Origin of the sequence: Herbiconiux sp. SALV-R1 (genome assembly GCF_013113715.1) — a bacterium.
In the GTDB taxonomy this organism is placed as follows: domain Bacteria; phylum Actinomycetota; class Actinomycetes; order Actinomycetales; family Microbacteriaceae; genus Herbiconiux.
The window spans coordinates 1,767,977-1,792,544 of sequence record NZ_CP053344.1 but is presented as its reverse complement, the minus strand read 5'-3'; the positions used below and the strand labels follow the sequence as shown (position 1 = coordinate 1,792,544).

Here is a 24,568-nt window from a genome sequence, read left to right as displayed (position 1 = left end):
CCAAGAGATTCGTGATTTCGTTGTCCAAGCCTCACAGTAGCCCCCGGGTCTCGCCGTCGGCTCATCGCCGCGGCGCCGAGCCGTCATGATCGTTCATCGACCCCAGGATGAGCGCCGACTGCAGGATGAGCGCCTCCCGCGCCCCCGTCGCATCCCACCCGATCACCTGGGTGACGCGCTTCAGCCGGTACCGCACCGTGTTCGGGTGCACGAAGAGCTCGCGGGCCGTCGCCTCGAGCGAGCGGCCGTTGTCGAGGTAGCACCAGAGCGTGGCCATGAGCTCGGGCGACTGGTCTTGCAGCGGCCGGTATACGCGGTTCACTAGGGTGGAGCGAGCGAGCGGGTCGCCGGCCAGGGCGCGTTCGGGCAGCAGGTCGTCGGCGAGCATCGGCCGCGGCGCGTTGCGCCAGGCGCGTGCCACGGCGAAACCCGCCAGCGCCGCCTTCGCGCTGCGCGAGGCGTCGACGAGGCTCGGCACCTCGTGGCCGAGCACGAGGTAGCCCGGGCCGAAGCCCGGCTCGAGCTGCGTGGCGATGTCGAGGAACGACAGCGGCTCGGCATCCGAACCTCCGCCGCCGTTCTCCTCCTCGGGCGTCGACGCGAGCGCGAGTCCGTTGCTCTCCGTCCCGTCGCCGTGTGCCCCGCCGTTCACGGGCATGGCGCGCCCGATCACTAGCACCAGCCGGCCGCCCTGCACGCCGATGAGGAGGTCGGCGTTGAGGTGCCTCGCGGTGCGGCGCAGCTGATCGACGTCGAGCTGACGGGGCGTCGTGCCCACGAGCACGCTCACCTCGCCGTGCCCGTGCCAGCCGAGGGCCGCGATGCGGCTCGGCAGCTCGTCGTCGTACTCACCGCTCAGGATGCTGTCGACGACGAGCGCTTCGAGCCTCGCGTCCCACAGACCCCTGGCCTCGGCGGCGCGGGCGTAGACGTCGGCGGCGGCGAACGCGATCTCGCGCGAGTAGAGCAGGATGGCTTCGCGCAGCGACGCGTCGGCGCCCGCCACGCGGTCTTCGACCACCTCGACCACCACGCGGATGAGCTGCAGCGTCTGCTGCAGGCTCACCGAGCGGAGGAGTTCGCGCGGAGCGGAACCGAAGACGTCGGCGGCGATCCAGGTGGTGGTCGACGGGTCGTCGTACCACTGGATGAACGATTTGATGCCGGCCTGGGCGACGAGGCCGACCGCCGAACGCCGCCCCGGCGGCATGTCGCCGTACCAGGGCAGCGTGGCGTCGAGCCTCTTGATCGTCGCGGTCGAGAGCTCACCCGAGATGGTGCGCAGCCATGCGAGGGTCTGCGCTTTCGTCTTGGGCATCATCGCCCCCGACCGCGATCGATCAGCACTGTCATCAGTCGGGCGCGACTCAGCTCTCGCCGCCGGCGGAACCGCTGGTGCCCGCGGTCACGTCGTAGAGGCGGTACTTCTCGATCGCCCAGCCCGGGGCGTTCTGGTCGACTTCGCCGCGGGCGGCGAGCTGCTCGAGCACCCGCACCACGACCGAGGGGCCGTCGATCTTGAAGTAGCGGCGGGCGGCCGGCCGGGTGTCGGAGAAGCCGAAGTCGTCGGCGCCGAGCGTGGCGTACTCGCCCGGCACGAACTGCCGGATCTGGTCGGTGACCGCGTGCATGTAGTCGCTGACGGCGACGAACGGGCCCGGAGCATCCTGCAGCTTCGAGGTGAGGTAGGGCACGTGGCGCTCCTCGTTCGGGTGCAGGAAGTTGTGCTCCTCGGCGCGGAGGCCGTCGCGGCGGAGCTCCGTCCACGAGGTGACCGACCACACGTCGGCCGACACACCCCAGTCGTCGGCGAGCAGCTGCTGCGCCTCGAGCGCCCACGGCACCGCCACACCGGAGGAGAGGATCTGGGCCTTCGGGCCCTCGATCGCACCGCCCTTCAGCTTGTAGATGCCGCGCACCAGGCCATCGACGTCGAGGTTCTCGGGCTCGGCGGGCTGCACGTGCGGCTCGTTGTACACCGTGAGGTAGTACATGACGTTCGGGTCGCTGTGCGTGCCCCCGTACATCCGCTCGAGGCCCGAGCGCACGATGTGGTTGAGCTCGTAGCCGTAGGCGGGGTCGTACGAGATCACGGCAGGGTTCGTCGCCGCGAGCAGGTGCGAGTGGCCATCGGCGTGCTGCAGGCCCTCACCCGTCAGGGTGGTGCGGCCCGCGGTGGCTCCGATCACGAAGCCGCGCGCCATCTGGTCGCCCGCCGCCCACAGGGCGTCGCCCGTGCGCTGGAAGCCGAACATCGAGTAGAACACGTAGATCGGGATGAGCGGCTCGCCCTGGGTGGAGTAGCTCGTGCCCACCGCGGTGAATGCCGCGAGGGCGCCCGCCTCGTTGATGCCGACGTGGATGATCTGACCCTGCGGGCTCTCCTTGTACGCCAGCAGAAGCTCGCGGTCGACGGAGGTGTAGTGCTGGCCCTTGGGGTTGTAGATCTTGTTCGACGGGAAGAACGCGTCCATACCGAAGGTGCGCGCCTCGTCGGGGATGATCGGCACCACGCGGGTGCCGAAGTCCTTCGCCCGAGTGAGGTCTTTCAAAAGGCGCACGAAGGCCATCGTGGTGGCGATCTCCTGGTTGCCGGAGCCCTTCTTGAGGGTCTGGTAGGAGGAGTCGTCGGGGAGGGTGAAGGCCGTGTGCTTCGTGCGGCGCTCCGGCACGTAGCCGCCGAGCGCGCGTCGGCGCTCGTGCAGGTACTGGATCGCCTCGTCGTTCTCGCCCGGGTGGTAGTACGGCGGGAGGTAGGGGTTCTCCTCGAGCTGAGCATCCGAGACCGGGATGTGCATCTGGTCGCGGAAGGTCTTCAGGTTGTCGAGGGTCATCTTCTTCATCTGGTGCGTCGCGTTGCGACCCTCGAAGGCGGGGCCGAGACCATAGCCCTTGATGGTGTGCGCCAGGATGACGGTGGGCTGGCCCTTGTGCTCCGAGGCCTTCTTGAAAGCCGCGTAGACCTTGCGGTAGTCGTGGCCGCCGCGCTTGAGGTTCCAGATGTCGTCGTCGGTGTAGTCCTTGACGAGCTCGAGGGCGCGGGGGTCGCGGCCGAAGAAGTTCTCGCGCACGTAGGCGCCCGACTCGGCCTTGTACGTCTGGAAGTCGCCATCCGGAACCGTGTTCATGAGGTTCAGCAGGGCGCCCTCGGTGTCGCGGGCGAGTAGGTCGTCCCACTCGCGGCCCCAGATGACCTTGATGACGTTCCAGCCGGCGCCGCGGAAGAAGCTCTCGAGCTCCTGGATGATCTTGCCGTTGCCGCGCACCGGGCCGTCGAGGCGCTGCAGGTTGCAGTTGATGACGAAGTTGAGGTTGTCGAGACCCTCGTTCGCCGCCACCTGGAGCTGGCCGCGGCTCTCCACCTCGTCCATCTCGCCGTCGCCGAGGAAGGCCCAGACCTGCTGGTCCGACGCATCCTTGATGCCGCGGTTGGTGAGGTACTTGTTGAGCTGCGCCTGGTAGATGGCGTTGATCGGGCCGAGGCCCATCGACACCGTCGGGAACTGCCAGAACTCGGGCATGAGCCGCGGGTGCGGGTAGGAGCTGAGGCCGCCGCCCGCGTGCGACTTCTCCTGGCGGAAGCCGTCGAGCTGGTCGGCGGAGAGCCGGCCCTCGAGGAAGGCGCGGGCGTAGGTGCCGGGGGAGGCGTGGCCCTGGATGAAGATCTGGTCGCCGCCGCCCGGGTGGTCTTGGCCGCGGAAGAAGTGGTTGAAGCCCACCTCGTAGAGGGCCGCGCTCGAGGCGTAGGTGGAGATGTGGCCGCCGACGGCGATGCCGGGGCGCTGCGCGCGGTGCACGGTCATCGCCGCGTTCCAGCGGATCCACGCACGGTACTTGCGCTCGAGGGCCTCGTCGCCCGGGAACTCGGCTTCGTTCTCGGGGGCGATGGTGTTGATGTAGTCGGTGGTCGGCACCATCGGAACACCGAGGTGCAGCTCCTTCGACCGCTTCAACAGGCTGAGCATGATGTCGCGCGCCCGGCCGTGGCCCTGGGCTGCGACGAGGGCGTCGAGGGATTCATTCCACTCGGCAGTCTCCTCGGGATCGGAATCGACGTGTCCCGCCGAATATGGGTCCTGGTCGTTGACCGTCACCGTCGACCTCTTCCTCTGTTGTAGACAGACTTCTTCGTGTCGTGCGTCGTGGCCCGGGATGATGGGCGGAACGCCATCGTCCAGCCTAGTGAGTTTTAGGAGGAGCGCCGTCCGGGCGTGCGCTGCCCCGGTGTTTGGCGTTTTCGCGGAGGAGGACTACCATTGCCGCGTTTGCCGGTTGGACGGACCGGCCGGAAAGGAAGCCGATCATGGCTTTGGAGAACGACACACTCGCCCCCGACTTCGATCTGCCGAACCAGTACGGCGAGCGGGTGCGGCTGAGTCAGTTCCAGGGGAAGAAGCTCGTCGCCCTAGTGTTCTTCCCGCTCGCGTTCTCGGGCGTGTGCACCAGCGAGCTGTGCGCCCTCGAAGACAACCTGGCCCTGTTCAAAGACGCGAACGTCGAGCTCATCGGCATCTCGGTCGACTCGAAGGCGACGCTCCGCGCCTGGGCCGAGAAGGAGAAGTACGACTTCACCCTGGTCGCCGACTTCTGGCCGCACGGCGACGTGGCGAAAGACTACGGCGTGTTCCTCGAGGAGAAGGGGTTCGCGAACCGCGCCACCTTCCTCATCGACGAGAACCGCATCATCCGCGCATCCTTCATCACCGCCCCCGGCGAGCCGCGCTCCATCGCCGCATACCGCGCCGCGCTCGAAGACCTGGTCGGCGCCCGCGTCTGACATAAGCCCAGAGCTTATATTCGACAGATATTAGCGCTAAGCTAATGTCCATGAACGACACGACCGTCGCCGTCATCATCGACATCGTGGGGTCGCGGCTGCTGGCCGACCGCCGGGCCGCGCAGCTCGCGATCGAGGAGGCGTTCTCCGGCATCGACCGGCTGTCGCTCCACTCGCAGCCCATCCGGCCGACGGTCGGCGACGAGTTCCAGGCGCTCTATCCCTCACTGGGCAGCGCGCTCCGGGCGACGCTGCTGGCTCGGCTCGTCCTTCCGGCCGAGGTCGACTGCCGCTTCGGCCTGGGGCAGGGCACCGTCAGTGCGGTCGGCGAGGGAGCGGCTGCCGCGAGCATCCAAGACGGGCCCGGATGGTGGCGCGCCCGCGAGGCGATCGTCGAGGCGCACGAGAGGGAAGACGGGCGCACGCCGTCGGCCCGCAGCTGGTTCAGAGCCGACGACGAGCAGTCGGGGCTCGAGGCCCTAGTGAACGCCTACCTGCTCGCGCGCGATCACGTCATCGGGGGGATGAACGACCGGGCCAGACGGGTGACCTTCGCCACCATGACCGGCAGGTTGCAGGGCGACATCGCCGCCGACGAGGGCATCACGCAGTCTGCGGTGTCGCAGGCGCTGCGGAGATCGGGCGGGGCGAGTCTGCTCGCGACGATCGACAGGCTGGGGAAGTCGCTGTGATCCTCGGTGCTCTCCTGCTGCTCCTGGTGGGCTCGGCCGACCTGCTGCGCGTCGCGCGGCTCGGCCGGGTCGCCACCGTGGTCTCCGTCGTCGTCGTGTGGGCGGTGCTCGTCGTCGTCGTGGTGGCCGGCGTCGGCGTGCCCTGGTGGTGGGTGGTGGTCGTGGCGGGGTTCGCTGCGGTCTGGCTGGCGACGACCTCGGCGAAGGCCGACGTGAGGCGGGCCTCGGGAATCCTCCCGGGCATCGGTGTGCTCGTCGTCGTCGCGGTCTCGCTGGTGAGCCGGCCGTCGCTGGTCTCGGCGCAGGGCTTCCTCGTCGACTGGCACGGGTCGGCACCGCCTGCGGTGGCGGCCGTGCCTCTGGCGACCCTGGTCTTCGCGCTCGGGGCGCTCCTGTTCCTGATCGAGAGCTCGAACATCATCGTGAGGGCGGCGCTGCGGCCCGCGGTGGAGGAGTCGGATGCTGCTGACGCTGCGGCGATGGGGCCGGGGGTAGCCGGGTCTGGGTCTGGAGCGCCTGAGCACGCCGTGCCGACTCCTGGGCGGAGGCGGTGGTGGTCACGTCCTCCGGTCGTGGCGACGGTGTCGGCGCCCGTTCCCGACTTGAAGGGCGGCAGGCTGATCGGGCCGCTCGAGCGGCTGCTGATCGTGGCGCTGACGCTCGCCGGGGCGTTGCCGATCGTGGCCGGCATCTTCGCCGCGAAAGGCATCGTGCGCTTCCCCGAGATCTCGGCCGACGGGGCTCGCGGGTCGAAGGCCGAATACTTCCTGGTGGGCAGCCTCGTCAGCTGGTCGCTGGCTCTCGCCCTTGCCGGGGGCGTCTGGATATCAGCCCACAGCTGATATCGACCCAATATAAGCCCCTGGCTTATGCTTTCAGCCGAGCAGGCTCACGCCCCGGGCGATGACCAGGGCGAGAAGGACGAAGCCGGCAAAGGCCTCGAGGCCCATGAGCAGTTTGGCGCGATGCGTGAGCGGCATCACATCGGTGGGGCTAAACGCCATCGAGTTGCTGAGCGAGAAGTAGAGGTAGTCGACGAAGCCGGGCAGCCAGTTGCTCGACTTCGACGAGTGTGCGGCGACCTCGGGGGAGGCGTCGTGGTCTTCGTCCTGCGGGAAGCGGAAGTCGGCGGGCGGGAGCTTCGAGCGGCGGCGCTGGGTGCGCACGACGGGCCCGCCGCGGTCGATCTCCCAGTAGAGCAGGGCGAAGCCGATCACGTTCGTCAGCCACACCTGCAGGGCCGCGAGCAGCACGGTCGGCCCGTCCTCGGTGTTCGCCACGAGCAGCTGCACGAGGGCGACGAGCAGCACCTGGTTGGTGACCCCGATGATGAGCACCAGCGCCACGCTGATGCGTCGCGACCACGTGGTCTGGCGGCGCAACCGGTGCGGGTTGATGACGATGATGGGAACGAGCAGCACCAGGCACACCACGGCCACCCCGTACCGCACGACCCCGAACAGCTCGGGCGACAGAGTCACATAACTGATCAGGATGACGAGCGCCCCCACGGCCGCCGGCCACCGATGCTCCGCCTCCGCCCGCTCCTCCCGCGCCGTCGGCGCATCCTCCTCAGCCACGCCCGCAGTCTATGCCGCATGGTCGTGGCGAGGGGGTCACCGCTTGACGGGCGGCGGAGGCGTGAGAGGGGTAGCGGTGTCGAACGGATTCGCAAGACCGAGGGTCGAAGCGAGAAGAGCTGCAGTGATTTCGATTTGATGTGGCATGTACTGAGTATAACTCAGTATAGTTCCGCTACCAAGCATGCGGGATGCTCTGCCCGGGGGAGGCGCCGTGGTCTTCGTCTTGCGGAAGCGGAAGTCGCGCTTCTGAACCCTGCCCCAAGTTACTTCGGCCACCTCGAGGGCGGAGCCGCACGACCGGGTGGGCCCTACCGGGATCGAACCGATGACATCCACGGTGTAAACGTGGCGCTCTACCAGCTGAGCTAAAGGCCCCCACGCCTGACAGCGCACAACGATCCTAGCGGTTGTCGGTTGCGTCGCAGGCCATCGCGGAGGCCGTGTGGGGTGGCGACGACCTAAGATGATGATTCGTCATGTGCCGTGGTGACACCACGACCCGATCAGGGAGGCCGAATGAGAACGTCTGCGAGCCCGCGAGTGCGCGCATTCCTCGGCATGGGTGGGGTGGCGAGCTTTCACCGCTTCGAGCGGATCGCCGCGGCCGCGGGCGCCGGCAGCGCTACCGACCGTTCGGCTGCAGCTCAGGCGTCGGTGATGGCAGATCTTCGAGCATCCGGTCGACGAGCGTGGAGCGACGCCGAGTGGATCGCGTTCTGCCACGTGGTGAGCGCCTCAGCGGAGGAGACCCTCGGACTACGACCGTTCGCCGGTCAGCTCGTCACTGCGATGGCGCTCGCAGCCGGGCACGGGGTGCACCTCGCCACGGGCGAAGGCAAGACGTTGGCGGGGGCCATCGCCGCCAACGCGTACGCCTTGCACGGGAGGCGGGTCCATATGGTGTCTGTCAATGACTACCTCGCCAGGCGCGACTCCGAGTGGATGGCTCCGTTGTACGCGGCCTTCGGCGTCTCGACGGGGTGGGTGTCGGCGGAGAGTGGCACGCATGCCCGGCGGCGTGCTCACGACAGCGACGTCCTCCACGTGTCGGCCTCTGAACTCGGCTTCGACGCACTGCGCGACCGCTTCAGGGCCGATCCGACACGCGGGCCTCTGGTGCGACCCGATGTGGCCATCGTCGACGAGGTCGACGCGGTGCTGATCGACGAGGCGACCACACCCCTCGTCCTTGCGACGGCGTCGCGAGCGCCGGGCCGCGGCTACGATGCCGCCTCCAGAGAGCTCGCGGCGATCGCCGTCGCCGGCCTTCACGAAGACGTGCACTTCGAGATCGACACGGATCGCCGCAATGTCTCGCTCACCGAGGCCGGTATCGCGGCGATCGAGCACCGGATGGGCATCGCGAACCTCTTCGATGCACGCACACACGACCACCTCACGACGGTGAACCTCGCCCTCCACGCGCGCGCTCTCATGCACCGGGATGTCGATTACCTGGTGCGTGACGACCGGGTCGAGCTGGTCAGTCCCGACCGCGGCCGAGTCGCATCGGCGCAGCGCTGGCCCGACGGACTCCAGGAGGCGATCGAGGTGAAGGAGGGTATCGCCGTGAGCGCGACGAGTGAGGTGCTCGACTCCCTCACCATCCGCGATCTGATGACTCTCCACCGTACGGTCTGCGGTATGAGCGGCACGGCCGCGGAGGTGGCGCCACTCCTGTCGGAGGGATACGGCTTCACCACCGGGACGGTCGCGTCGCGCCTGCCCTCCAGGCGGGTCGACCATCCTGACCGGGTCTTCCGTAATGCCGCCGACCGCGACGAGGCTCTGCTCGCCCATGTGCGGGACGAGCACGCCACCGGTCGCCCCGTGCTCATCGGCACGACGAGTGTCGCCGCATCGGAGCGCCTCCAGGAGTCCCTGTACGAGCAGGGTGTGGATGCGGTGGTGCTCAATGCGAAGAACGACGCCGACGAGGCGTCGGTCATCGCCAGGGCCGGCGAGTTCGGGCGGGTCACGATCTCCACGCAGATGGCAGGGCGCGGAACAGACATCCGCCTGGGTGGCGCCGACGAGCGCGACCGGGAACGCATCGTCGCTCTCGGCGGGCTCAGTGTGATCGGAACCGAGCGCTACCACACGCGCCGTCTCGACCAGCAGCTCCGTGGAAGAGCGGGGCGTCAGGGCGACCCCGGGTCATCGATCTTCTTCGTTAGCCTCGACGACGACGTCGTGACGAGGAATCTAGACCTGCTTTCGGAGGAGCATGCCGAGCGCCCGCGTCGGGACGCCGCCCCGACGGGCTCCCTCGCCCCGGGCGAGCATAGTCGCGCGGGTCGCCTCATCGATCATGCCCAACGGGTCGGCGAGGCCTCGCTCGAACAGCTGCGGGCTTCCACCGTGCGCTACGCCGAGATTCCTTCACGTCAACGTTCCGCTGTGCTCCGGATGCGCGATGCCGTCGTCGATGCCGGCTTGCGAGGTCGTCGCGCGGAAGACAGCGGAGCGCGAACGTTGCTCACCGAGGTGGCGCTCGAGGCGCTTGGTGACCTCGACGCGCGTTTCGGTCGCGGGTCAACTGAGCGCTTCGCCACCTGCGCGGCCCTGTTCCACCTCGACGAGACGTGGTGCGGGCACGCTGCCGTGCTCGCCGAGGCGCGGGAGGGTATCCATCTCAGGTCGCTGGCCCGCGATGACCCGCTGGCGCAGTACACCATCATTGCCCAGCGGGAGTTCGAGGCATTCGTGCCGTCGGTCGCAGCGGCGCTCGAGACCGATCTCGTCGCGGCGGCCGGAGCCGATCGTCTGAACGACGATGTGTCCGGCTTCCTTCGCCCCGGCAGCACGTGGACCTACATGGTCACCGAAGACCCGTTCGGGTCGCCGGAGAAGCGCCTGTGGCGTCGTGCTTCGGCCCCCCTGCGTCGGCTCCTTCGCTGACGATTTCGCTGACGACTACGCAGGCGTCGTCCGCTGTGCGGCAACACCCCTGAGCGGGCATGGTTCCCTTGCCGGCCATGAGGGCGCGCGGGGTGGGGTGGGGTCGGTAGGGTTGAGGGGTGTCGACAACGGTCTCGGAGTTCAACGCGGTCGTGGAGTCGCTGTGGCCGACGGCGTTCGCTGAGGGGTGGGATGCGCCGGGGCTCGTGAGCGGAGCACCCGACGACGAGGTGAGCCGCGTGCTGCTCGCGGTCGATGCGGTGGCGGCGACGGTCGATCAGGCCGTGGGGAACGGCATCGACGTGCTGCTCGTGCATCACCCGCTGCTGCTCCGCGGGGTCACGACCGTCGCCGAGACCGGGTACAAGGGCGCTCTGCTGGCGAAGCTCATCCGCTCGCGTTGCGCTCTCATCGCCGCGCACACGAACGCCGACATCGTCGACGACGGAACCTCCGCCGTGATCGCCCGCGCGCTCGGCCTCGTCGAGCAGCGGCCCATCGTCGCGGGTGAGCGCCCCGGAACCGGCCTCGGCCGCGTCGGCCGGCTCCCCGAGCCCACGCCGCTCGGCAGGATCGCCCTCGCCCTCGGCGAACTGCTCCCCGCCACCGCGGGCGGCGTGCGGGTCGCCGGCGACTACGACCAGCGGGTCGAGACCGTGTCGCTCTGCGGGGGAGCGGGCGACTCGCTGCTCGGCGACCCGGCCGTGCGCGCATCCGACCTCTACATCACCTCCGACCTCCGCCACCACCCCGCCTCGGAGTCGCGCGAGCAGAGCTTCGCCGGCGGCGGCCCCGCCCTCATCGACATCTCGCACTGGGCCAGCGAATGGCTCTGGCTCGACGTCGCCGCCCGCCGGCTGCGGGATGCCCTGCCCGAGCTCGAGGTGACGGTGAGCGACCTCAACACCGACCCGTGGGACTTCGTGGTCACGCAATGAGCAGCAGCTCGAGCACCGCAGCCGTCACCCCCACCGCCCCCGACCTGAAGGACGTCGCATGAAGGCTCCCGCATCCGAACAGCTGAAGCTCCTCGACCTGCAGGCGGCCGACAACCTCATCGCGCAGCTGCAGCACTCGCTCCGCACCCTCCCGCAGGAGGCGCGCCTGGCAGAGCTCCAGCGCGACTCCGCCGCCGCCCGCCAGGAGTACGGCGGGGTGAACGGCGAGCTGGAGGATGCGCGGAGCGAGATCGCACGCGTCGAAGCCGACATCGCCACGGTCGAGGCCCGCGAGAAGCGCGACCGCGAGCGCCTGCAGGCGAGCTCGTCGTCGAAGGACATCCAGGGCCTCGAGCACGAGCTCACCTCGCTCGCCGCGCGCCGCTCGGCGCTGGAGGACACCGAGCTGGAGCTGATGGAGCGGGTGGAGGAGATCGAGCAGCGCCTCAGCGCGATCGCCGCCCGTCGCGACGACATCGGTGTCGAGGAGCGCCTGCTCGCCGGCACCCGTGACGAGCAGAAGGCGCGGCTCGAGGCGCAGCTCACCGCGGCGCGCCGCGATCGGGAGACGGTGGCCTCGGGCATCCAGAGCCCTGAGCTGCTCGCCCTCTACGAGAAGCAGCGCGAGCGCTACGGCATCGGCGCGGCGATGCTGCACCGCGGCGTGTCGCTGGGAAGCAACGTGGCGTTCACGGCCACCGATCTCGCGCAGATCAGGGCCGCAGCCCCCGACGACGTCATCATCGACCCCGAGTCGAGCTGCATCCTCGTGCGAACGGATGAGTCGGGGCTGTAGCGCCGAGCCGCCGACAAGGTGAATGGGCCGGCGATACGCCGGGTTCTGTAGGGACGGATCCCTGACGGCCATCTATCTAGGAGCTGCGTCACCGCAGCCCTCGAGCGGTCTACCCGGATGCTGAGCGAGCAGCCTTGGCGCATCCTGTCTGACCTTGCTCCGGGCGAGGTTTACCGAGCCGACCGCGTCACCGCGGCCTCTGGTGGTCTCTTACACCACCGTTTCACCCTTACCGCGGGCCGGAGCCCGTGGCGGTCTGTTCTCTGTGGCACTGTCTCGCGGGTCACCCCGGGTGGGTGTTACCCACCGCCCTGCTCTGTGGAGCCCGGACGTTCCTCGGCACCCGCCACCCGGCACGAAGCCGGTAGCGGGTGACGCGACCGTCTGCCGGCCCATTCACGACCGACAGCCTACTTCACGAGAGACGTGCGCTACTCCACGAGGGACGTGCGCTACCCCACCAGAGACGTTCGCTTCGTCGACAGCAGCGCCGCCCCGAGGATGCCCGCATTGTTGCGCAGCGTCGCCGGCACGATGGGGGTCTCCAGGTCGAGCAGCGGCAGGAAGTGCTCGTGGTTCTTTGACACGCCCCCGCCCACGATGAACAGGTCGGGGGAGAACAGCTTCTCGAGCGTCTCGTAATACACCTGCAGCCGCTCGGCCCACTTCTTCCAGCTCAGGTCTTCCCGCTCCTTGGCGGAGTAGGCGGCCTTGGTCTCGTAGTCGACCCCGCCGATCTCGAGGTGGCCGAGCTCCGCGTTCGGGATGAGCACGCCGTCGTAGATGAGCGCCGAGCCGATGCCGGTGCCGAGGGTGGTGACGATGATGAGCCCGCCCTTGCCCTTGGCCTCCCCGTATGTGGCCTCGCCGAAGCCCGCAGCATCCGCGTCGTTGACGAAGGCGATGTCGCGGCCGAGCGTCTTCTCGAACAGCTTCTCGGCCTCGAAGCCGATCCACTTCTTCGACACGTTCGCCGCCGACATGGTCACCCCGTGCCGCACCACGGCCGGGAAGCAGATGCCCACGCTCGCCTCGGCGGGGATCTCGCCGAGCGACCCGACGAGCTCCTTCACGGTCTGGGCGATGTCGTCGGGCTTGCCGCCGTCGGGGGTGTTGAGCTTCTTGCGATCGGTGAGCAGCTCGCCGGTGGAGACGTCGACGATCGCGCCCTTGATGCCCGTGCCGCCGATGTCGATGCCGACCGCGACGGTCGTGCCCGACGCCGGCGTCGGGGCGGGGGTGCCCTCAGACATCAGCGGTTGTCGGCCGCGTCGTCCTCGGCCCACTTCGCGCTGTTCGCGCGCAGCTTCTCGAGGGCGTGCTCGGCCTCCTCGTGGGTGGCGAAGGGGCCGACGCGGTCGACGACCGACGACTGGTAGCCCTTCTCGACCTCTCCGGTCTTCATGTTGTACCAGTACTGGGTCGAGGGGTCTTCGCTCATGGTTCCTCCGTTGTCGCTGGGTGGTCGTCATCCATCATGGCGGATGGTGACGGATGCGCGGGCGAGGCCGCGCATCCGTCTCAGTAGCTGTGTTCCTGACCCGGGTAGCTCTCCGACTCGACGTCGGCGCGGAACCGGGTGACGGCGTCGGTGAGCACGCCGCGCAGATCGGCGTACTGCTTGACGAACTTCGGGATGCGCCCGGTGGAGAACCCGGCGAAGTCGGTCCAGACGAGGAGCTGGCCGTCGACGTGCGGGCCGGCGCCCACACCGATGGTGGGGATGCGCAGCGCCTTCGTGACCCGCGCCGCCGCCTGGGCGGGCACCATCTCGAGCACCACCGAGAACGCTCCCGCCTCTTCGACGGCGAGCGCGTCGGCGAGCAGTGCCTCTTCGCCCGCGTCGCCCTTGCCCTGGATGATGTGGCCACCGAGCCCGTGCTCGCTCTGCGGCGTGAAGCCCACGTGGGCCATCACGGGGATGCCGGCGTCGACGATGCGCTTGATCTTGTCGGCGCTGCGCACGCCGCCCTCGAGCTTGACCGCGTGCGCCCGCGACTCCTTCATGAAGCGCACCGCGGTGTGCAGGGCCTCCTCGGCGCTGTTCTCGTAGGAGCCGAACGGCATGTCGGCGACCACGAAGGCGCGCTTGACCGCTCCGGCCACGCCGCGGGCGAGCGGGATGAGCTCGTCGACGGTGACCGGGACGGTGGTGTCGTAGCCCAGCACGTTGTTGCCCGCGGAGTCGCCGACCAGCAGGAAGTCGATGCCCGCCTCGTCGAAGATCTGGGCCGAGAGCATGTCGTAGCTGGTGAGGCCGGTGATGCGGATGCCGTTGTCTTTCGCGTTCTGGAAATGCCGGGTGCGCACCCGCTTCGGCGCGGAGTCGGTCGACGGCGGTGTCTGCTCTGGCATGTCCCCATCCTAGTTCCGCCGTCCGAGGCGGGGGATGCGTTAGGTTGGGGGGCACGTAACCCGAATGCGTGAAATCCTGACCCGAAGCCGAGAGGGAGACGTGGGCCGTCGAACCATCGCCCAGATCACGTGGGGTGTCGTGATCGCGGCCCTTCTCATGGCCGGCCAGAGCGCCGCGGCGAACGCCGCGGGCGTCGCCGAGCGCGAGTGCGAGCCGGGCCTGCCCGACCGCGCGGTGTGCGGCACCCTGACCGTCTCGGAGGGGCGCTCGAACCCCGAGTCGCGCTTCCTCGACCTGCCGTACGTCGTGATTCCGGCCGAGACGCAGCCGGCCACGGGCACCCCGATCGTCACCCTCGCGGGCGGCCCGGGCGAGACCACCACGTCCACCGCCGAGGCCCTCGCCGCCGACCCGCGCATCGGCGGCAGCCGCGACATCGTGGTGCTTGCGCAGCGCGGCAGCTCGGAGTCGAGCGCGCCGTTCTCGTGCCCGGCGGCGACCTCGGCCTACATCGACACCTTCACCACCGACGACCCGCCCTCGAGCGAGATGGCGGAGGTCGGGCTGGCGATGCAGGCGTGCCTGACCGCTTTCGCGGAGGCCGGAGGGGACACCTCGGCCTACACCCGCGGTGACTACTCGGCCGACCTCGTCGACCTCCGCGCCTCGCTCGGCTACCCCACCTGGACCTTGTACGGCGACTCCTGGTCGACCAAGATCATGCAGCTCACCGCGCAGCGCGACAACGCCGGCGTCGACGCCATCGTGCTCGACGGCTTCTCGCCGCTCGACCGCGACGTGAAGGGCGACGCCTACTTCGCCCTCGCCGACACGCTGAACGCCATCTCGGCCCGCTCGAACGGGGAGTACCCCGACCTGAACGGCGACCTCACGGCCGCCGCCGAGGTGTTCAGCGACGACCCCGCCCACGGGCTACTGGTGAACCCGATCACCGGCAAGCAGCGCTACTACTCCCTCACCGGCTCCGACGTGGTCACCATCGTGCAGCAGGCGCTCTACGATCCGGCGACCGCCTCCGCGGTGCCCTACCTCCTCAGCCGGCTCGCCGACGGGGAGAAGGATGCGATCAACCCGTTCATCCCCGCAGCCCTCGACCAGCTCACCTCGGGTGACCTCAGCCTGTTCTGGTTGAACGCCTGCCGTGACGAGCAGCCCTATTGGAGCGCCGACCCCACCGTCGCACCCGAGGAGGGCTCCGAGAGCACCGACCCGGTGCCGCTGCCCGTGCTGAGCTACTTCACGGCGGCCGACCAGCTCTGCGGCGCGATCGGCCTGCCGCCGTCGTCGGGTGAGCTCCGCGCCCCCACGCCGGTGTCGCAGCCGACGCTCATCTTCCGCAGCGACTCCGACCCGCTGTACGCCGGCCCGGGTGCCGAGGCGGGCCGCGCGGTGTTCGCGAACAATCAGATGGTCGTTGTGCAGGCCAACGGCCGCGCCGGCGCCGCCTCCGACGCGTGCGCGCTCGACGTGCTCGCCGGCTGGCTCGCCTCGCCGGGGTCGCCCGTCAGCACCGACAGCTGCGCCGACGCCGCGGAGGCGTTCCCGGTGCTGCCGGCCGACGCCGTGCATCCGACCTCGAGGTTCTCCTCGGTGGTCACCGCGGTCGAGCAGCGCAACTGGTTCGAGCTCACCATCCCGCTCATCTTCGCGGCCTTCGCGGCGCTGTGGTTCGTGGGCTGGGTGATCGGGGTGCTGGTGCAGGCCATTCGGCGCGAGCCGTTCGGGCTCATGCTCGCGAGCGGCATCGCCCCCGTGACGGGACTGGCCTTCCTCGGCACACTCTGGCTCACCGTCACCGCCGGCCAAGCCGCCTTCCCGGGCTTCACGCTCGTGGGCGTGCCCACGCTCACGCCGTGGCTCGGGCTGGCACTGCTCGGCGTGGGCTTCTTCGGGCTCATCCCGGTCTGGCGGCTCGGCGGCCGCGGCTCGGCGGCACTGGCGGCGAGCGCCACCCTCGTGTGGCTCGCCACCATCGTCTGGTTCGTCTGGATCGTGGTGCTGCCGAGCTAGCGACGGAGCCACTAGCCTAGAGATGGGCATGAACCGGTGCCGGAGAGAGGGTCAGTTCCGACGATGGATAAGCAACGGGACTTCGTTCTTCGTACGATCGAAGAGCGCGGCATCAAGTTCGTGCGACTGTGGTTCACCGACGTCGTGGGAACCCTGAAATCCGTTGCGATCGCGCCGGCCGAGGTGGAGGGGGCGTTCTCCGAGGGCCTCGGCTTCGACGGCTCCGCCATCGAGGGCCTCACCCGCTCGTTCGAGGCCGACGTGCTGGCGCATCCCGACCCCACCACGTTCCAGATCCTTCCCTGGCGGGGCGAGATCGACCCCACCGCCCGCATGTTCTGCGACATCACCACGCCCGACGGGCAGCCCGCCGTGGCTGACCCGCGCAACGTGCTGAAGCGCACGCTGGCGAAGGCCGCCGACCGCGGCTTCACCTTCTACACCCACCCCGAGATCGAGTTCTACCTGCTCAAGTCGTCGCAGTACGGCCCCGAGGGGCCCGAGCCGGTCGACTCGGCGGGCTACTTCGACAACGTGCCGGGCGGCACCGCCCACGACTTCCGTCGCCGTTCGGTGCGGATGCTCGAAGACCTCGGCATCTCGGTGGAGTTCAGCCACCACGAGGCGGGCCCCGGCCAGAACGAGATCGACCTGCGGTACGCCGACGCGCTCACCACCGCCGACAACATCATGACGTTCCGCACGGTCATCAAGGAGGTGGCGATCGAGCAGGGCGTCTACGCCACCTTCATGCCGAAGCCGCTGTCGGGTCACCCGGGTTCGGGCATGCACACCCACCTCTCGCTGTTCGAGGGCGACGCGAACGCCTTCTACGAGCAGGGCGCCGAGTACCAGCTGTCGAAGATCGGCCGCAACTTCATCGCCGGCCTCTTGCGTCACGCGCCCGAGATCACCGCGGTGACGAACCAGTTCGTCAACTCCTACAAGCGGCTCTGGGGCGGCGACGAGGCCCCGAGCTTCGTCTGCTGGGGCCACAACAACCGCTCGGCCCTGGTGCGTGTTCCGCTCTACAAGCCGAACAAGGGCCAGTCGTCGCGCATCGAGTACCGCGCCATCGATTCTGCGGCGAACCCCTACCTCGCCTACTCGCTGCTGCTGGCCGCGGGCCTCCGCGGCATCGAGGGCAACTACGAGCTGCCGCCCGAGGCCGAAGACAACGTGTGGAGCCTCACCGACGCCGAGCGCCGTGCCCTCGGGTACGACGCCCTCCCGGCCTCGCTCGACCGGGCGATCAGCCTGATGGAGGAGTCGGAGCTCGTCGCCGAGACCCTCGGCGAGCAGGTCTTCAACTACGTGCTGCTCAACAAGCGTCAGGAATGGAAGGCCTACCGCGCTCAGGTGACGCCGTACGAGCTGAAGTCCAACCTCGAGATCCTCTGAGTCACGGCGCCCGGGGGCGCCCACCGTCATGCCGCGTTCCAACACCACCCTCACCGACCTGGCCCGGGCCGGCTTCTCCCGGCTGAGCTGGGCGGGCGAGGAGCTGGCCGCGCTCGGTGAGCGTTCCGGCGTGGCGTCGGGTGAGCTGATCGCCGCGTTCCGCGACGCGCCCGACCCCGATCTGGCGCTCGAGGGTGTGCTCCGGCTCGAGCAGCGCGCTGCCGACCTCACGCACGCCGCGCTCGGTGAGGAGGTGCTGCGCAGGCGCACGGTGCGTGTCTTCGGCGCCTCCGAGGGGCTCATCGACTTCTTCTGTCGGCACCCGGCCCAGCTCGCCTCGCTCGGCGACGCACGGCTCGAGCTGCCCGATGCCGAGGAGGCCAAGCGCGAGCTGCTCGCCTCCGTGGAGGCGCACGACGGTTTCTCCGGTGTGGTGGGTGAGAACGCCTGGACCGCCCTGCGCATCCGGTATCGCGTGCTGCTCGCGCGCGTCACCGCCTTCGACCTCGAGCAGCCCAACCCCGTGGCGGGGCTCGACAGCGTGGCACGCAGCCTCGCCGATCTCGCGGCGGGCGCCCTCGAGGCGTCGCTGGCGGTGGCACGCACGGAGGTGTCGACCAAGGGGCACGGCCTCTGGTTCTTCCCGGCCGAGCAGGTGCGCGCGACGCGCTTCGCCATCATCGGCATGGGCAAGGCCGGCGCGGGGGAGCTCAACTACGTCAGCGACGTCGACGTCATCTTCGTGGCGGAGGGCGACGAGGCGGCCGGTCTCACCACGAGCACCGCCGTCGAGATCGGTACGCGCCTGGCGATGGTCACGATGCGGGGCATCGGCGAGACCGGGCTCGAGCCCTCGCTGTGGGAGGTCGACCCGAACCTGCGCCCCGAGGGCAAGGCGGGAGCGCTCGTGCGCTCGCTCGAGTCGCACGCCGCCTACTACGACCGCTGGGCGAAGAACTGGGAGTTCCAGGCGCTGCTCAAGGCGCGCCCGCTGGCCGGCGACCTCGAGCTCGGCGACGCGTACACAAGTGTCGTCGCCCCGAAGGTGTGGTCGAGCGCGTCGCGTGAGAACTTCGTCGAGTCGGTGCAGCGGATGCGCGAGCGGGTCACCGAGCACATCAAGTCGTCAGACGTGGAGTACCAGCTGAAGCTCGGGCCGGGCGGGCTGCGTGACATCGAGTTCACCGTGCAGCTCTTGCAGCTCGTGCACGGGCAGACCGACGAGCGGGTGCGCCAGCGCTCGACGCTCGAAGCCCTCGCGGCCCTCGCCGAGTTCGGCTACATCGGGCGGGTGGAGTCGGTGGAGTTCGCGCAGGACTACCGCATCCTGAGGCTGCTCGAGCACCGCCTGCAGCTGCGGCACCTGCGACGCACCCACCTCATGCCCCGCGATGAGGCCGAGCAGCGCGTGCTGGCCAGGGGGAGCGGCCTCGCCTCGAGCGCGAGCGAGCTCGTCGCCCGCTGGAGCGACGTGAAGGTGCGCGTGCGGAGCCTTCACGAGCGGCTGTTCTACCGGCCGCTGCTCGCGGCAGTCGCGGCGCTGTCGCCCGACGAGCAGGCGCTCACCAGCGAGCAGGCCGAGGCCCGGCTCGCCGCCATCGGCTTCGAGAACCCGGGCGGGGCGCTCGCCCACATCGCCGCGATGACGGCGGGGGTGTCTCGGCGAGCGTCGATCCAGCGCACCCTGCTGCCCGTCATGCTGCAGTGGTTCGCCAACGGCGCCGACCCCGACTACGGCCTGCTCGCCTTCCGGCGGCTCTCCGACACCCTCGGCGAGACGTACTGGTTCCTGCGCATGCTGCGCGACTCCTCGGGCGCCGCGGCGCGCTTGACGCAGCTGCTCTCGGGCTCGCGGTTCGTGGGCGAGCTGCTGGAGCGCATCCCCGAGGCCGCCGCCTGGCTCGAGAACGACGAGGAGCTGCGGCCGCGCCCGCTCGAGCTGCTGCTCGAGGAGGTCGCCGCGATCGCGGCTCGGCACGAGTCGCCCGACACCGCGGCGATGGCGTTGCGCTTCGCGCGCCGGCGCGAGGTGCTGCGCATGGCGATCTCGTCGATCCTCGGCATGGTCACCGTCGAAGAGCTCGGTGCGGCGCTCACGGCCATCACGACCGCGCACCTCAGGGGCACGCTGAGCGTGATCAGGCAGTCGGCGGCGCCGGCCTCGGGCGACGGCATCGAGTTCGCCATCATCGGCATGGGCCGCAACGGCGGGGGTGAGCTCGGCTTCGGCTCCGACGCCGACGTGCTCTACGTCTACCGGCCGGTGCGGGTCGACAAGCCGACGGCGCAGTCGGTCGCCCAGTTCATCGTGAACGAGCTGAACCGGCTCACCGACGACAGCCGGCTGCCGCTCGTGCTCGACATCGACCTGCGGCCCGAGGGCAAGAACGGGCCCGCGGTGCGGTCGCTGGAGTCGTACGCCGCCTACTACGAGCGCTGGTCGCTGACCTGGGAGGCCCAGGCGCTGCTGCGGGCCAACGGGGTCGCGGGCGACCAAGCGCTCATCGACGACTTCCACGCCCTCGCCGACACGGTCAGGTACCCCGCGAACATCTCCGAGACCGAGGTGCGCGAGGTCAAGCGCATCAAGGCGCGGGTGGAGAAGGAACGGCTGCCGCAGGGCGCCGACCCGGCCCGGCACCTCAAGCTCGGGCGGGGGTCGCTGAGCGACGTCGAGTGGCTGGTGCAGCTGCTGCAGCTCGAGCACGCGGCGCGGGTGCCGGCCATCCGCACCACCTCGACGCTCGAGGCCCTGAAGGCGGAGGAGGACGCCGGTCTCATCGGGCACGACGACGCCCGCCGGCTTCACGACGCCTGGATCTTCGCCAGCCGGGCCCGGTCGGCCATGACGCTGTGGACCAACAAGACCTCCGACGTGCTGCCCACCGACCGCCGGCAGCTCGAAGGGGTCGCCCGGCTGCTCGAGTACCCGCCGGGTTCGGCGACGCAGCTCGAGGAGGACTACCTGGGGGTCACGCGCCGATCGCGGGCGGTGTTCGAGCGGCTGTTCTACGGCGGCTGAGGTCGCCGGGGCGGCCGTGCTCGGGGGCCGGGCCGCGCTCCTTGGGCGGGCGGTGCTCGCTGGGAGGATGCCGCTCGTTACGCAGCTGTGATGCGCGCCGCCGGTGCCGCGGGAGGCCGCCGGGGTACCATTTTCAGTGACGGATGGGGCGCATCCGTCGGCGCGGATCGAGGGTTGCATGACGAGGCTGAGGCGTGGTCGCGCGCTTCTGCACGTTCTCGCCGCGGCCTCCGTCGGGGCGCTGGCGGTCGGTGGTGCTGTGGCGCCCGCTGCGGCGGCCTCCGCACCCGCCGCTGCAGCCTCTGCCCCTGCGCCCGCTTCCATCGTGAGTGCTCGCGCGGCTTCGAGTTCCCTCTCGCAGCTCGCCTCCGAACCCACGCCCGCGCCGTCGTTTCCCGGCGCCTCCACCAGCCCCACAGGCTCGCCCACCCCCACCTCCGCCCCCGACGACCGGGTGCCGGCCGTGGTGTCGCTCGAAGCGCCCGACGAGCTCGCTTACGGCGACTCGGCGCGGGTCGTCGCCCGGGTGACCGACGGCGCCGGCGCGCTGGCTGCGGGGAGCGTGCAGTTCATCGCCCACGACGGTGTCGAGCAGGGGGCGCCCGTGCCGCTCACCGACGGCACCGCGCAGTTCACCTTCACCGGCCTCGCCGAGACGGCCGGCGGGGAGCTCGCCCTGCCGAGTCCTGGCGCGCTCGTCGTGGGGGCGAAGTTCCTCCCGGCCGGGGGCAGCCCGCTCGCGCCGTCGGTGAGCACCACCGAGATCGCCGTCGAGACGGTGGCGACCTCGGCGACCGTCGAGTACACGAGGGGCTCCGACCTGGTGAGCGGTCGTGCCATCTCGGTGACCGCCACCGTCGAGCATCCGGTGGCCGGCACCGCCTCGCTGAGACCGGCTGCCGTCTCGGGCGCCGTCGAGTTCTACTACGACGGTGCGCTGGTCTCGACCTCGCCCGTGTTCGCGCTGCCGGGAGACCCGCGCGGCTACGCCCTCGCCGACATCACGCTCGGCGGAGCGGGAGACCGGTCGCTCGTCGTGACCTACACCGGTGACGCCGTGTACGACGCCTCGTCGAGCCCGACCGTGGTGGTGCCGGTGGCGCCCGCTGCCGCCGCTGCTCCGGCACCCGCAGCCCCGGCCCAGCCGCAGCAGCCCGTCGCCCCGGCGCCTGCCGGAGATCCTGCCGCCGTTGCGCCCGACGGGGGAGCGGCGGCCGGGAGCGGCGACGACCCGGTGACGATCTCGTCGACGAGCGTGAGCGAGGAGGCATCCGTCGGCCCGTCGTTCTGGCTCGTCTTCATCGCGATCTTCGCCGGTCTGATGCTGGTCGCCTCCACGTCGGCCCTCGCGGTCGTGCAGTCGCGGGCCCGACGCCGCGCCTCCCGCTGAACGTCTCGACAACCAAGGGGCCGCATCCTCCCCAAAGGATGCGGCCCGGAATGGTTCGTTACCCGACGAACCGAACACCCTCAGTGTAGGGACTCCGTGTTTCGGGATGGTTACCCCGGCTACCCCCAGAACGGGGTGCACGTGGATGGGGGCCTCTGCTGCGGGCGCGGATGGGCTACGGTCGACGGTATGGGGGACATCACACGCCGAGACCTGATGCGCGGCGGGGCCTGGGCGGTGCCCGTGGTGGCGGTGGCCGTCGCAGCGCCGGCCGCGGCCGCGTCGACGACGCCGATCACGCTGAACCTGCTGTACATCGGGCCGAACAACGGCGAGTACGTCTATCGCGTTCTCGTCGAGGGTGCGGGTGCCGCACGAGCGGACTGGCCCTACGAGGTCGAGGTGCTCGAGCTCGACAGCGCGACCTGGGACGTGCACTCCCGCGGCACTCTCGACGTGAACGGCATCTCCTTCTTCTTCCTCTCGCCTCAGGTCGTCTCGTCGTACCTCGCGGTGCGTGTCGTCGCGCTGCAGCCCTCCGGAGAGGTCATCATCGGGGGGCCGTTGAACCTGCCGCCCGCCTGACCCGTCGGCCGGCGACGCGTCCGCACGATCCGCCCGGGCTACAGCTGGGCGGTCAGCGTCTGCGAACCCTGCGACAGCCCGGGGGCGTTCGCGAAGACGGTGAGCACGACCTCGGTCGGAGACGGGGCGCCGGTCTGCCAGGCGGAGGCGTTCACGTACAGGCCATCCGGTGTCGACGATGCCCCGGCCGCGAGGGTGATCATGTAGACGTCACGCGCAGGGCTCGACCACCCGTTGCGGTAGGCGGCCCCGACCGTCGTCGGCGAGTAGGCCACCGTCACGGTGATGGTCAGCGTCTCCGACGTGGGGTTGGTGACGATCACGGCCGCCTCGATGGTGCGGATGGCCGGGTAGAGCTGTTGTGTCGTGACCAGGGGAACAGTCTGGATGCTGGCCGCTGCGGCCGGCGCAGCCACCGCCACCGCGAGGACAGGTACACCCCACGCACCGACCCGGAGGACCGACCGTCTCGAAACATCGCTCATGACGCGAGGCTAACGGACGCCGACGTCGCGTCCCCTCGTATCCAGTACGAGGCAGACGACCGACTCGCCGTCTGAGTGCAGGCGCTCCCGGAAACGGCGAATCCGCACGAACCACCCGGGGGCGGTGCGTGCGGATTCGACGGGGTCAGCGACTAGACGCCGTAGTAGAGCTCGTACTCGAAGGGGTGCGGGCGCTGGGCGATGGGCTTGATCTCGTTCTCCCGCTTGTACGAGATCCAGGTCTCGATGAGGTCGGGGGTGAACACGTTGCCCTTGGTGAGGAACTCGTGGTCGGCCTCGAGCGCGTCGAGGGCCTCGCCGAGCGAACCCGGCACCTGGGGGATGTTCTTGGCCTCCTCGGGCGGCAGCTCGTAGAGGTCCTTGTCGACGGGCTCGTGCGGCTCGATGCGGTTCTGGATGCCGTCGAGGCCGGCCATGAGCTGGGCGGCGAAGGCGAGATAGGGGTTGCCCGACGCATCCGGAGCGCGGAACTCGATGCGCTTGGCCTTCGGGTTCGTGCCGGTGATCGGGATGCGGATCGACGCCGAGCGGTTACCGGCCGAGTACACCAGGTTGACGGGAGCCTCGAAGCCGGGAACCAGACGGTGGTAGGAGTTCACGGTCGGGTTGGTGAACGCCAGCACCGCGGGAGCGTGCTTCAGCAGACCGCCGATGTACCAGCGCGCCAGGTCGGAGAGGCCGCCGTAGCCCGCCTCGTCGTAGAACAGCGGCGAGCCGTCGTTCCACAGCGACTGGTGGGTGTGCATGCCCGAGCCGTTGTCGCCGAACAGCGGCTTCGGCATGAAGGTGGCGGTCTTGCCCCACAGGTTCGCGGTGTTCTTGACGATGTACTTGAACTTCAGGATGTCGTCGGCCGCGTGCACCATGGTGTCGAAGCGGTAGTTGATCTCGCCCTGGCCGGCGGTGCCGACCTCGTGGTGGGCGCGCTCGAGGATGAGCCCGGCGTCGATGAGCTTCAGCGAGATGTCGTCGCGCAGGTCGGCGTGCTGGTCGACCGGCGAGACGGGGAAGTAACCGCCCTTGAAGGGGGTCTTGTTGGCGAGGTTGCCACCTTCTTCGACGCGGCCCGTGTTCCAGGCGGCCTCGGAGGAGTCGACGGAGTAGAAGCTCGAGTTCTGCTTCACTTCGTAGCGCACGTCGTCGAAGATGTAGAACTCGGCCTCGGGGGCGAAGAACGCGGTGTCGGCGATGCCGGTCGACGCGAGGTACTTCTCGGCCTTCTTGGCCACCTGGCGCGGGTCGCGCGAGTAGATCTCGCCGTTGCGCGGGTTGTAGATGTCGAAGACGAGGATGAGGGTGCGCTCGGCGCGGAAGGGGTCGATGTAAGCCGTGGAGACATCGGGGATGAGCTGCATGTCGGACTCGTGGATCGACGCGAAGCCGCGGATCGACGAGCCGTCGAAGAGCTGACCGACAGCGAAGAACTCCTCGTCGACGGTGGACGCGGGGATGTTGAAGTGCTGCTGCACGCCGGGAAGGTCGGTGAAGCGGATGTCAAGGAACTTGACGTCGGTGTCCTTGATGAACTTGAGCACCTCGGAAGAATCACTGAACATGTGAAGGGGTCTCCAACTGGCTTGGAACTGGAAA

At 69.5% G+C, this 24,568-nt stretch carries 19 protein-coding genes, 1 tRNA gene and 1 other RNA gene; 11 read left to right on the top strand and 10 right to left on the bottom strand.

Going from position 1 to position 24,568, the window contains the following annotated elements:
• Nucleotides 1-61: 61 nt before the first annotated feature.
• Both HL652_RS08620 and aceE read right to left on the bottom strand, forming a co-directional pair.
• Entirely contained in the window at nucleotides 62-1,318 is a 1,257-nt protein-coding gene (locus HL652_RS08620; protein ID WP_171704957.1) for a PucR family transcriptional regulator, read from the bottom strand.
• A gap of 49 nt (nucleotides 1,319-1,367) precedes the next feature.
• Nucleotides 1,368-4,094, bottom strand: coding sequence for a pyruvate dehydrogenase (acetyl-transferring), homodimeric type (gene aceE / locus HL652_RS08615; RefSeq protein WP_171704956.1), 2,727 nt, complete (start codon nucleotides 4,092-4,094; stop codon nucleotides 1,368-1,370).
• A gap of 209 nt (nucleotides 4,095-4,303) precedes the next feature.
• Here aceE and HL652_RS08610 point away from each other — a divergent pair, with 209 nt between their 5' ends.
• The 3 genes from HL652_RS08610 to HL652_RS08600 are packed head-to-tail and all read left to right on the top strand — an operon-like array spanning nucleotide 4,304 to nucleotide 6,311.
• A complete protein-coding gene (locus HL652_RS08610) occupies nucleotides 4,304-4,777 on the top strand; it encodes a peroxiredoxin (protein WP_171704955.1) in 474 nt (157 codons plus the stop codon).
• 50 nt (nucleotides 4,778-4,827) lie between these two features.
• Nucleotides 4,828-5,469, top strand: coding sequence for a SatD family protein (locus HL652_RS08605; protein ID WP_171704954.1), 642 nt, complete (start codon nucleotides 4,828-4,830; stop codon nucleotides 5,467-5,469).
• A complete protein-coding gene (locus HL652_RS08600; protein WP_171704953.1) occupies nucleotides 5,466-6,311 on the top strand; it encodes a hypothetical protein in 846 nt (281 codons plus the stop codon). Before HL652_RS08605 ends, HL652_RS08600 begins: the two co-directional genes overlap by 4 nt.
• 33 nt (nucleotides 6,312-6,344) lie before the next feature.
• Here the strand turns inward: HL652_RS08600 and HL652_RS08595 are convergent, their stop codons facing one another.
• Nucleotides 6,345-7,049 (bottom strand): DUF1345 domain-containing protein, encoded by a 705-nt coding sequence (locus HL652_RS08595; protein ID WP_171704952.1) that lies wholly within the window; start codon nucleotides 7,047-7,049, stop codon nucleotides 6,345-6,347.
• 305 nt (nucleotides 7,050-7,354) lie between these two features.
• A tRNA-Val gene (locus tag HL652_RS08590) sits at nucleotides 7,355-7,427 on the bottom strand.
• A 141-nt stretch (nucleotides 7,428-7,568) separates the two neighbouring features.
• Between HL652_RS08590 and secA2 the strand changes: the two genes are divergently transcribed.
• The 3 genes from secA2 to HL652_RS08575 all read left to right on the top strand — a co-directional run bounded on the left by secA2 (nucleotide 7,569) and on the right by HL652_RS08575 (nucleotide 11,687).
• Nucleotides 7,569-9,953 carry an accessory Sec system translocase SecA2 gene (gene secA2 / locus HL652_RS08585; protein ID WP_171704951.1) on the top strand — a complete coding sequence of 795 codons (2,385 nt, stop codon included), beginning with the start codon at nucleotides 7,569-7,571 and terminating at the stop codon, nucleotides 9,951-9,953.
• A 119-nt stretch (nucleotides 9,954-10,072) separates the two neighbouring features.
• On the top strand, nucleotides 10,073-10,891 hold the full coding sequence (locus tag HL652_RS08580; protein WP_171704950.1) for a Nif3-like dinuclear metal center hexameric protein: 819 nt from the start codon (nucleotides 10,073-10,075) through the stop codon (nucleotides 10,889-10,891).
• A 58-nt stretch (nucleotides 10,892-10,949) separates the two neighbouring features.
• A complete protein-coding gene (locus tag HL652_RS08575; protein WP_171704949.1) occupies nucleotides 10,950-11,687 on the top strand; it encodes a zinc ribbon domain-containing protein in 738 nt (245 codons plus the stop codon).
• 18 nt (nucleotides 11,688-11,705) lie between these two features.
• Here the strand turns inward: HL652_RS08575 and rnpB are convergent.
• From rnpB to panB, 4 genes are all read right to left on the bottom strand, one after another.
• An RNA gene (gene rnpB / locus HL652_RS08570) (RNase P RNA component class A) lies at nucleotides 11,706-12,083 on the bottom strand.
• 56 nt (nucleotides 12,084-12,139) lie between these two features.
• The gene (ppgK, locus tag HL652_RS08565) at nucleotides 12,140-12,940 is read right to left on the bottom strand and encodes a polyphosphate--glucose phosphotransferase (RefSeq protein ID WP_171704948.1); all 801 of its coding nucleotides are present in this window, start codon (nucleotides 12,938-12,940) and stop codon (nucleotides 12,140-12,142) included.
• Nucleotides 12,940-13,128 carry an SPOR domain-containing protein gene (locus HL652_RS08560; protein WP_171704947.1) on the bottom strand — a complete coding sequence of 63 codons (189 nt, stop codon included), beginning with the start codon at nucleotides 13,126-13,128 and terminating at the stop codon, nucleotides 12,940-12,942. The genes ppgK and HL652_RS08560 overlap by 1 nt, the downstream gene beginning before the upstream one ends.
• 80 nt (nucleotides 13,129-13,208) lie before the next feature.
• Entirely contained in the window at nucleotides 13,209-14,042 is an 834-nt protein-coding gene (panB, locus tag HL652_RS08555; RefSeq protein ID WP_171704946.1) for a 3-methyl-2-oxobutanoate hydroxymethyltransferase, read from the bottom strand.
• 100 nt (nucleotides 14,043-14,142) lie between these two features.
• Here panB and HL652_RS08550 point away from each other — a divergent pair, with 100 nt between their 5' ends.
• From HL652_RS08550 to HL652_RS08530, 5 genes are all read left to right on the top strand, one after another.
• Nucleotides 14,143-16,074 carry an alpha/beta fold hydrolase gene (locus HL652_RS08550; RefSeq protein ID WP_171704945.1) on the top strand — a complete coding sequence of 644 codons (1,932 nt, stop codon included), beginning with the start codon at nucleotides 14,143-14,145 and terminating at the stop codon, nucleotides 16,072-16,074.
• 63 nt (nucleotides 16,075-16,137) lie between these two features.
• A complete protein-coding gene (locus HL652_RS08545; RefSeq protein ID WP_171704944.1) occupies nucleotides 16,138-17,475 on the top strand; it encodes a glutamine synthetase family protein in 1,338 nt (445 codons plus the stop codon).
• Nucleotides 17,476-17,503: 28 nt separating this feature from the next.
• The gene (locus tag HL652_RS08540; protein ID WP_171704943.1) at nucleotides 17,504-20,497 is read left to right on the top strand and encodes a bifunctional [glutamine synthetase] adenylyltransferase/[glutamine synthetase]-adenylyl-L-tyrosine phosphorylase; all 2,994 of its coding nucleotides are present in this window, start codon (nucleotides 17,504-17,506) and stop codon (nucleotides 20,495-20,497) included.
• Between the two features lie 325 nt (nucleotides 20,498-20,822).
• Nucleotides 20,823-21,887 carry an Ig-like domain repeat protein gene (locus HL652_RS08535; RefSeq protein WP_171704942.1) on the top strand — a complete coding sequence of 355 codons (1,065 nt, stop codon included), beginning with the start codon at nucleotides 20,823-20,825 and terminating at the stop codon, nucleotides 21,885-21,887.
• Between the two features lie 189 nt (nucleotides 21,888-22,076).
• Nucleotides 22,077-22,472: a hypothetical protein gene (locus HL652_RS08530; protein ID WP_171704941.1), complete on the top strand. Its 396-nt coding sequence runs from the start codon at nucleotides 22,077-22,079 to the stop codon at nucleotides 22,470-22,472.
• A gap of 38 nt (nucleotides 22,473-22,510) precedes the next feature.
• Here HL652_RS08530 and HL652_RS08525 read toward each other — a convergent pair whose 3' ends face one another.
• Both HL652_RS08525 and glnA read right to left on the bottom strand, forming a co-directional pair.
• Nucleotides 22,511-22,957 carry a hypothetical protein gene (locus tag HL652_RS08525; protein WP_171704940.1) on the bottom strand — a complete coding sequence of 149 codons (447 nt, stop codon included), beginning with the start codon at nucleotides 22,955-22,957 and terminating at the stop codon, nucleotides 22,511-22,513.
• A 152-nt stretch (nucleotides 22,958-23,109) separates the two neighbouring features.
• Nucleotides 23,110-24,534, bottom strand: a complete 1,425-nt coding sequence (gene glnA, locus HL652_RS08520) for a type I glutamate--ammonia ligase (protein WP_171704939.1) — start codon at nucleotides 24,532-24,534, stop codon at nucleotides 23,110-23,112.
• Nucleotides 24,535-24,568: the final 34 nt, after the last annotated feature.